Source organism: Nocardia barduliensis (assembly GCF_013315795.1).
In the GTDB taxonomy this organism is placed as follows: Bacteria; Actinomycetota; Actinomycetes; order Mycobacteriales; family Mycobacteriaceae; genus Nocardia; species Nocardia barduliensis.
Genome location: NZ_JABLTE010000183.1, coordinates 1 through 9306 on the forward strand (window position 1 = coordinate 1; position 9306 = coordinate 9306).

General features: G+C 69.5%; 8 protein-coding genes. 4 read left to right on the plus strand and 4 right to left on the minus strand.

The window, feature by feature from the left end; genetic code table 11:
* Positions 1–499: protein kinase family protein (locus tag HOV91_RS37390; protein WP_217441562.1), on the minus strand; the 499-nt coding region annotated here is incomplete at its 3' end.
* A 564-nt stretch (positions 500–1063) separates the two neighbouring features.
* On the opposite strand from HOV91_RS37390, the gene HOV91_RS37395 reads away from it, so the two are divergent.
* Complete coding sequence (locus tag HOV91_RS37395; protein ID WP_312884930.1) at positions 1064–1366, plus strand: excalibur calcium-binding domain-containing protein; 303 nt, start codon at positions 1064–1066, stop codon at positions 1364–1366.
* Between the two features lie 475 nt (positions 1367–1841).
* Positions 1842–2771, plus strand: coding sequence for a Rossmann-fold NAD(P)-binding domain-containing protein (locus tag HOV91_RS37400; protein WP_174189932.1), 930 nt, complete (start codon positions 1842–1844; stop codon positions 2769–2771).
* A 93-nt stretch (positions 2772–2864) separates the two neighbouring features.
* Here the strand turns inward: HOV91_RS37400 and HOV91_RS37405 are convergent, their stop codons facing one another.
* From HOV91_RS37405 to HOV91_RS37415, 3 genes are read right to left on the minus strand one after another with little or no spacing between them, the layout of a single operon-like run.
* On the minus strand, positions 2865–4250 hold the full coding sequence (locus tag HOV91_RS37405) for an amidohydrolase family protein (RefSeq protein ID WP_174189933.1): 1386 nt from the start codon (positions 4248–4250) through the stop codon (positions 2865–2867).
* Positions 4247–5509, minus strand: a complete 1263-nt coding sequence (locus HOV91_RS37410) for a CoA transferase (protein ID WP_174189934.1) — start codon at positions 5507–5509, stop codon at positions 4247–4249. The genes HOV91_RS37405 and HOV91_RS37410 overlap by 4 nt, the downstream gene beginning before the upstream one ends.
* Positions 5496–6764 carry an enoyl-CoA hydratase/isomerase family protein gene (locus HOV91_RS37415; protein ID WP_217441563.1) on the minus strand — a complete coding sequence of 423 codons (1269 nt, stop codon included), beginning with the start codon at positions 6762–6764 and terminating at the stop codon, positions 5496–5498. The genes HOV91_RS37410 and HOV91_RS37415 overlap by 14 nt, the downstream gene beginning before the upstream one ends.
* A gap of 141 nt (positions 6765–6905) precedes the next feature.
* Between HOV91_RS37415 and HOV91_RS37420 the strand changes: the two genes are divergently transcribed.
* Together HOV91_RS37420 and HOV91_RS37425 are read left to right on the plus strand one after the other, a co-directional pair.
* Positions 6906–8603, plus strand: coding sequence for a GMC family oxidoreductase N-terminal domain-containing protein (locus HOV91_RS37420; protein WP_174189935.1), 1698 nt, complete (start codon positions 6906–6908; stop codon positions 8601–8603).
* A gap of 52 nt (positions 8604–8655) precedes the next feature.
* The gene (locus HOV91_RS37425; RefSeq protein WP_312884931.1) at positions 8656–9144 is read left to right on the plus strand and encodes a GNAT family N-acetyltransferase; all 489 of its coding nucleotides are present in this window, start codon (positions 8656–8658) and stop codon (positions 9142–9144) included.
* Positions 9145–9306: the final 162 nt, after the last annotated feature.

Consider the following 9306-nt stretch of genomic DNA (forward strand, 5'->3'; position numbering starts at 1 on the left):
GGTCCGGTGCGGTGGGGTCGGTGGGCAGTGCTCGCGGCGCGGCCGGTTCGTCGGGTAGCCATCGTGCCGGTGGCGGGCCGTCGAGCAGCCGGGCCAGCTCGTCGAGGCCGGGCCGCCGGTCTTCGGACAAACAGGCTCGCAGCAGCTCGCGCAATCCCGGCGACACGGGCAGTTGCTCGGGCTGTGCCGCGCCGCCCGCGGCCGCGAAGACCAGCACACGCGCCAGCGCGGCGATGTCGTCGGTGGCGGTGTTCGACCCGGCGAGTGGCACGGTGACCGCGTCACTTTCGGTTGCGACGAGGCGCGGTCCGTCGGCGAACACTTCGACGTGTACCGGATCGATGAGCTGGTGACCGCGGCCGAGTGCATGCTGGGCCGCCAGCGCCCGCGCCGTTACGGCCCCGAGGGCGCGGACCATATCCTCGGGCATCGGCCCGTAGCGTGCGATCAGGAGATCCAACCGCACACCCGTGCCGCCTTCCAGTTCGGGTCGACTCATTCTCCTCTTCCTCACGGGTGATGCGTCCCCGCCGGAATCCCGGGAACCGTACAGAAAACCACTAGTTCTACGGTGTGCCAACCCCTACGAGCGATCACGTTCGAATGCCCTGCACCGTGATGGCCGCCACGGGATTCGCAGGCGTGCGTGCGGCGGTTTGCGGCCGCGCGTGCGCCGGGTGGTCCGCGCATCGGCTCCCCGGCTCAGCGGGGGATCGAACACGCCCGTACTCGTATGCCGGAAACACAACCAGGGGCGATAGCGATATGACGGACAGTCCCCGATCTCCGGCCGGTGCTAGGCCCGCCAGGGGGGACCAATTATCAACAACTCCAGGTGCCACCCGTGGCGGTGCGCCATAGCCGGACGCGTCGACCCTTTCGGTGACGCGGCGGCACTCGACTGCACTTCGGATACACCTCCGACTCGAAAGACAGGCCGACCATGACATCGACCCGGCGACGTGCCGCCATCCTCCTCTGCGCGGCCGCCGCGCTCACAGGCGCCGCGTGTGGCACCGAAACCGCATCGACACCAGCCACCACAACTCCGCGCACTACATCGGTGGCACCAACCACGACACCGCCGCCCCCGACAACCACTGTGACGCCGCCGCTTCCGTCCTCGCCGCAATCGACCACCGCACCCACTCCGCCGCCTGCCGCGGTCGTGCCTGCCCCGCCCGCGGCAGCCGTGCCCACACCTCCCGCGGCAGCGGTGCCTGCGCCACCACGCCCTGCCGCCCCCAGCCTCTACTACCCCAACTGCGCCGCCGCCAGGGCCGCGGGCGCCGCACCGTTGCGGCAGGGGGAACCCGGCTATCGATCCGAGCTGGACCGCGACAAGGACGGCATCGCCTGCGAGTAGCCCGATTCGACGCATATTCGACCGGTGCTGCCGGTGAATCCTCTCCGGCAGTCCGGTCCCGTGGAAGTCGTAGCTTTCGTTTCCGGTTGTAACGCCGGACGCGCGAGCAGCGATCAGTTGGTGGGTGCATTGTCGGTCACCGTCGGTACCCGATGCGGAACTGCGCTGCCGCCGAGACCAAGCCACACAATCCCCCTGCCGGCGGCAGCGCCCGCATCTACGCTCGGACAGCTCGGCGCCGTAACGGCACGGCGGCGGAACAGGTTTGGCTGAAGCTACGCGACGGCGGATTTCGTTGCAGTGAAACTCTTGTCGAGTAGCATTCGTGGCATGACGACAAGGTGCCGGCGTACGGGCGGCCCTGACGTCGGCCTACCGGGCGAAGAGGCTGGCAGCGGCGGTGGATCGCGCCGGTGATCCCTCGATCGGATCTCGGACTCGCCGGCTTCGCGTACACGAGAGGACGCCAGCCGCGATGAGAGTTCTCGTTCTCGGCGGATACGGTGCAGTAGGTCGGTATTTGGTCGCCGAACTGTGGCGCGGTGGAGATACCGCCCTGGCGGCCGGTCGTGACCCGGCCCGCGCCGATGTGACGATCGACCTCGGCGAACCGGGATTGCAGTCCTACCAGAGGGCGCTCGACGGTATCGATGTTGTCGTCAACACCTCCGGTTTCGAGTGTTCCCGTCTGGCCGAACTGGCAGCGGATCACGGCTCGGCGTTCGTGGACGTCACCGCGTCCACCGAATACGTTGCGCTGCTGGAGCGGACGCTCCTTTCCCGTCCGGCGATCGTCAGCGTCGGTCTTGCGCCCGGGTTGACCAACCTTCTGGCCGCTGCGGTGCATGCGCAGTCGCCAGGACCCATCGAGATCGCCGTGCTGCTCGGCGCGGGGGAGCGGCATGGCGCAGCCGCGACGGAGTGGTCGTATCGTCTGCTCGGCCGAAAGTTCCGGGACGGCAACGAATTCGTGCGTAACTACACCCGGCCTCGTCTTTTCACGCTTCCCGGCCACCGACGGCGTCGACTGTTTCGGACCGACTTCTCCGACCAGCACGTCCTGACCCGCGACCTGGGCGTCCCGGTGCGCACGTACTTCGCCCTCGATTCCCGCATCGCGACAACCGCGTTGAGCCTCGCCACCTGGATTCCCGGCGCCGCCGGAATGCCGCGCGGGCTTCATTTCCCGGGAACCGACGAGTGGATGGTGCTGGCGCGTGCGCGATCCGGCCGTGCCCACTGGGCGCGCGGTCACAGCCAGTCGCGGGCCACGGCGTTGCTGGCCGTCCCGGCCATCCGGGCCGCGACCGGCTTGGCGCCAGGGGTGCACCACCTGCACAACGTCATGAACCTCGCCGACCTGCCCGCGGACTCGGGCATCGAAATCGGCACGTCGATCCGCTAGCGACGCACCGCCGCCGGGCCAGCGGTGAATTCCCGCCCGCCGGGCCGGGGCAGGCGGCGCCGGTGGTATCACGCTCCGATGCGCATACCACGGTCACCAGCAGTGGTGACGTATTCGTCCGCCGATCACCACTGTCCGCACCCAGGCACTGTCCGGTGGCGCCAATGCTCGACGCAGCGGCACCCGCAGCAGACAGAGGTCCGCGCGGGCGCCGGGAATCAGGCGCCGGGGCGGGCCGCCCGGGTCGCCGGGTGCTCCGAGGTAGCCTGCCAGCGCGGTCATCGGCGTGACGCGCTCGTCGGGGCCGAGCGTCTCACCTCCCCGCGTCGTCCGGTCGGCGGCGGCACGCATGACGACCCAGGGGTCGAGCGGACCGTACGGCGCGTCGCTCGAGGGCGCGACTTTCACACCGGCCCGCAGCAAACGCGCGTACGGGTACAGGTGTGGAAGATCATCAGGGGCTACGTCGCGCAGGTAAGCATCGCCGCGCTCCGACAGGAATCCCGGCTGTGTGATCACCCGAATACCCAGGCGCGCAATCCATTCCGAGACACCCTCCGGCACGATCCCGGCATGCTCGACGCGGTCGCCGTCGATACTGCCGACGTCGTCGAATACCGCCATTGTCAGCAGTAGTGACTCTCGGCTCACACAGTGCACCGCCACCGGACGGCCCGCTCGGTGGGCCGCGGTGACGGTGCGGGCGATCTCATCGAAGGCCGGCAAGTCGTGGTCGCGCAACAGCAGTTTGCGGGGACCAGCGCACAGCCCTTCCCCGGAACTCCATGCGTCGTCCGTGCCCAGCAGGGTGATGGTCTGGGGCACCGCGCCGCTGCGATGTGCGGCCGTCAGCAGGCCGATCGCGGTGCTGTCCAGGTCCGGCGTGGCGTCGGTGACGCCGGTGATCCCGTAGCGCGCGAGCGTCTCGCCGACCGCGGACAAGTCGGGGGCACCCGCGGGCAGAGCCGCGCGCAGCCGCGCGTCGTAGCGCCACAGTCGCCCGTTGGGCGCGCCTGTCCAATCGCGTTCGACGTCGGCGGTGTCGTCGAGCGCTCGGGAAACCTCTTTCAGCGCCATGGAATTCAAGATCCACAACGCCCCGCTGCGGTGCTGCACACGGACCGGCCGGCCGGGGATCAAGCGGTCGAGGACATGTCGGTCGAGGTCTCCGGCGACGGATTCGTGGTAACCGGTTCCTCGTACCCAGCCGGAACCTGGGTAGGCCCGGAGGGCGCGGCCGAGCGTGGCGAGGTCGGTTACGGCCGGTGGTCCGCAATCGACGGATCGGCGTGCGGCCGCGATCGCCAGCAGGTGCAGGTGGTGGTCGTGCAGGCCGGGCAGCAGCGCCCCGCCGCCGCCATCGATCGTCTCGGCTGCGCCGGAAGGCAGATCGGGACCGATCTCGCCGATGTGATCACCGACGACTCGCACATCGACTCGTACACCCTCGACTTCGACATCGCGAAACAAGATGCTCACGGCCGCGCTCCGAAAACGCTCGCATTGTCCGCGCCGATCCCCTTGGCGGATCCGGTGATCCGGCGTGCCGTGGGTGGCGCGACGGGGAAGCGGCCGTCTGCCGTCTCGACCCACCAACCGTTCTCGGCGGCGTGAACCGCGTGCTCTTCTGTCGTGCCCGTGTTGGTCTCAGCGGTGACGTGCAGCATCGAGACATCGATCAGCCGGGCGCGGTCGCAGAGGAGAGCGGCGGAGGCGGACTCGGCCGCGCGCACCCCCGTCAGCGGATCGGCCAAGGCGTCACCGCAGGGCAGCAGGTCGTCCCCGTCCGCGACGACGAGACCGGCGGCAGCGGCGATGTCGTCGCCGAATCCGATGGTGTTGCTGGCGCGTCCCCGCGCCGTGATCGACAGCCACGACGTTCCGTTCGCCACACATTCGGCGGCGTCGATGCCGAGTTGCCGCAGAGCGCGGGCTCGCGCGGATTCCAGCACCAGGTCGGCATCGGCGATCAGCGCGCGCAGCAGGTCCATGTCGCGCTCGTCGCGCAGATCCAAGCTCACCATCGTGTGCCCGTGATGGAGCAGGTCGAAGAACGCCGGTGGGCCGAAGCGCGCGCCGTCCGGGCGACAGCGGCTCTCCACCTTGATCACCCGGGCGCCGCCCGAGCCGAGGAGATGCGCGCAGAGCGGGCCGGCCCACAACGAGGTCAAATCGACGACAAGCGGGCGTTCGCGCTGGTGGCGGCGGGTGCCGAACTCGGTGACCTCGACTGCCGAACGAGCATGCAGCCCCTCGGCGGGTACGGCGCCCCCGGCAAGGCCGAGCAGCGCGACGCGATCGGCGGCCTCGGTCGTCGTGACGTCGCGTGCCCAGCGCGTGACGGTATCCCAGGGATCCGCGTCAGCGGCTGGGTCCTCGGTGAGTGCCGGGATCAGATCCAGATCCGCAGCGCGGGGCAGGGACAGACCCAGCCGCCCGTCCCTGGTGCGGAGGATTCGGAACGCGCCGCCACAGGAGTCGGGACCCCGGCGCGTGAATCCGGCGATCGCGGCACGCTCACCGAGCACACCGACCCCGGGAAGCCGCGGCCGGCTGCCGCTACGCGCCAGGGTGGTTTCGCCGAACCGCCGCAAGGCTTCCGCCACCATGGCTGCCGGACGGCCCGGGGCGGCGCGCGGCATTCCACCGGCGCGGCCGGTCAGCGCCATCGCGCCGGAGGCGGCCCAGGCCCGCAGCGGCGACCGCGCATGGTCTGCCTGCGAGTTAGGTTCGGCCATCGACCAGCCCCCAGTCCAGCGCGGTATCGGTGTCGATGGGGCGGCCGGTGAGGGTAAGAAAGGCGGTGCGCCAACGCCCGATCCGATTGCTGATGGAGACGGTCCCGCCCGCACCGGGCACCAAGCCCATCGACAGCTCCGGCAGCTGAAACCAGGCGTCATCGTGCGCTTCGACGCGACCGGCGAACGCCGGGATCTCGATGCCCGCGCCGATGCAGGCTCCGTGCAGGACGACGCGCAGGCGCCCGGCGATGCGGTGGGCGGCATGACCGGCGTTGCAGCTCAGTCGCACCAGATGCGCCGCGGACACGTCACCGGCGGAACCGAACTCGTCCAGATCGCCACCGCTGCAGAAGGATCGTCCTATTCCGCGCAGCACGACCTCGCGGATCGCGGGATCGTGCTCCGCGACCGCGAAGGCATCGAGGAGCCCATCTCGGACCGCCCGCCCGAACGCATTGTGGCGTTCCGGCCGGTTGAGTGACACGGTCAATACGTCATCCGTGCGGTCCAGCAGCACTGGATCGGCGCTGTCCGGTACCGTCTTGCGCGGTGTGCGGGCACGCCATCCGGCGAATTCCGGCCCCGCCAGCAGCATGGAGTAGGCCAGCGATTCCGCCAGCAGTCCGTCTTCGACGCTCGTTCGCGAGGTGAGCTCGAGCAGTCCGGCCAGTGTGATCGCCGCGCGCGGCGCGGCGGCGACGGTCGCGGCGATCCGGTCCCGATCGGCACGGTCGCCGCGAACCCAGGCTCGGCCGGGGCCGCTCGGGGCGAGCGTGCAGGTCAGCGACTCCAGCAGCGGCTCGGCATTCGCCGGGAGCGCCGTATCGCTGACACCGATGACCACGACGGTGCGTCGATTTTCGAGTGCGGCAACGGCGGCCTCGGCATACGGCCACTGGTCGCGGTCCAAGTCGACGACGACCAGCGGAGTCGCCGGAATACCGGAGTCGGTCACGGCGAGGCCCGCTGCGCCCTCGGCGAGCTCGAGCAGACCGATTTGTTCCACCACGACCTCCGCGTTCGGTCGACCTCCCGGCGGCCGCGAAGCCCGACGATCGCCCCTGATTGTTAGCAAATTACCGGATACCGGCCTCGGTCGAGGAACCTCCGGTCGAGGTCGGGCTGCGGCGACGCCTGCCTCTACTTCCCGGGCGTCGACTACCGCGAGCGGACACTCGACGACCCCGCGGGTCGAGGCATCGACGCCGTCCGCCTCATCCGCGACGAAATCCGCGCACTCGTCGAAGCTCATCAGCGAACCGGCGCTCAACCCGCGGTAACGGCTCGCGGTGCGACGATGTTGTCCGAGCGGACGCGAATATGGCCGAAAATCTCTATATCGCGTCCGTATCTCTCGTCCGGCCTGCGGGTTTACCGCCATACGCTCGAGTACATGGACAGCCACTACGACGTGCTCGTCATCGGATCCGGCTTCGGCGGCAGCGTTGCCGCACTGCGGTTGACCGAGAAGGGATACCGGGTCGGCGTGCTCGAGGCGGGCCGCCGGTTCGCCGACGACGAGTACGCGAAGAACTCCTGGCATCTGCGCGAGTACCTGTGGGCGCCGAAACTCGGCTGCTACGGCATCCAGCGGCTGACTCTGCTCAACGACACCTTCATCATGAGCGGGACGGGGGTCGGCGGCGGGTCCCTGGTCTACGCCAACACCCTCTACGAGCCGCCGGAGAAGTTCTACCGCGACAAGCAGTGGGCGCACATAACCGACTGGCGCGCGGAGCTGGCGCCGTTCTACGACCAGGCCAAGCGAATGCTCGGCGTCACCGAGAACCCGGCGACCACTCCGGCGGACCGGATCCTGCGCGAGGTCGCCGAGGACATGGGCATCGGCCACACCTATTGCCGCACCCCGGTCGGCGTGCTGTTCGCGGACGGCGATTCCCGGCCGGGCCAAGAGGTCGCCGACCCGTACTTCGGCGGAGTCGGCCCGTCGCGCAAGACCTGCACGCACTGCGGTGAATGCATGACCGGCTGCCGGCACGGCGCGAAGAACACACTGGTGAAGAACTATCTGTATCTGGCCGAAAAAGCCGGAGCCACCGTGCATCCCCTGACGATGGTGACCGACGTGCGGCCGCGGCCGGAGGGCGGCTACGAAGTGCGGACGGTGCGCACCGGGCGGTGGGTGCGCAAGGCGAAGCAGACGTTCACCGCGGACCAGGTGATCTTCGCGGCCGCGGCGCTCGGCACCCAGAAGCTGCTGCACCGGCTGCGCGAGAGCGGCAGTCTGCCGCATGTGTCGCCGCGTCTCGGGCATCTGTCGCGCACCAACTCCGAGGCGGTGCTCGCCGCGCGATCGCTGCGCAAGGACGCCGACTTCACCAAGGGCGTGGCGATCACCTCGTCCATCCACCCCAACGACTACACCCACGTCGAGCCGGTGCGCTACGGCAAGGGCAGCAACGCGATGGGTCTGCTGACGACCGTGCTGGTGGACGGTCAGGAAGGCAAGGCCCGCTGGTTGCTCGGGGTGAAGGAACTGATCAAGCAGCGCCGCAATCTGCATCGGCTGCACAATCCACGGCACTGGTCCGAGCGCATGGTCGGTGTGCTGGTCATGCAGAACGTGGACAACTCGATCGTGACCTACACCAAGCGCGGCTTGTTCGGCAAGCGCATGACGACCAAGCCCGGTGACGGCGCCGCACCGCCGACCTGGATTCCGGAGGGCCACGAGGTGACCAGGCGGATCGCCGAGAAGATCGACGGCCTTCCGCAGGGCGCCTGGACCGAGCTGGTGAACACGCCGATCACCGGCCATTTCATCGGAGGCTGCGCGATCGGCGACTCGCCCGCGACCGGCGTCGTGGACCCGTACCACCGGGTCTACGGCCACCCCGGGCTGCACATCACCGACGGCTCGACCATCTCGGCGAACCTGGGCGTGAATCCCTCGCTGACCATCACCGCCCAAGCCGAACGCGCCATGGCGCTGTGGCCGAACAAAGGCGAGGACGACCAGCGCCCGCCCCTGGGCGCGGCGTACCGCAGGCTCGCGTCGATCGAACCGAAGAACCCGGTGGTGCCGGTCGCCGCGCCCGGCGCCCTGCGACTGCCCATCACTCCGGTCTGAGCGGACGGAAAACCGGTCGCCCACGGCCTGCCGGGGTGACAGGATCGGCACAGTGCCCGCCCATGTCACCCTGGAACCGCTCGACGAGCCGTTGCTCACCGAGCTATTGCACGCGGCGGTGGCCGACGCGGACCCGGGCGAGGTGATGCCGGTCGAGGGGCCGGGCACCCGCTGGAATGCCGACCGAGAAGCGGACTTCCGAGCGTTTCACCGAGCCCGAGCGCTGGCGACTGCGCCGATCGAGTCGACCTACGGCATCCGAGTGGACGGCGAGGTGGTCGGAGCGGCACGACTGTGCCCGCTCCCCACCACGCCGAGCGCCGCCGAGGCCGGCGTCTGGATCGGCCGCTCGCACCGGGGAGCGGGCATCGGAACCGCGGTGCTCAGCGGACTGATCGAGCGGGCGACCGACGAGGGTTACGCCGAGCTCTTCGTGAGCACGACAGCGGACAACGCGGCCGTGCTGCGCATGCTGACCGCCCGCGGGATCGAATACACGGTGGACGGCGACGCCGTCACCGCCCGGGTGAGCTGCGTTTGACCTGCCACACAACACTTCTGGCCCAAATGGCCGGTCCGAGCAGACAACCTCCTCGCGCCCCAGCACCTCGAACCGCGAACGGGCTTGCCCGCGGACAATCGCGGCAACTCATCAGGCCACCACCGCACCAAATCGGACCCGAACCGCCACCACCGCCCGCCC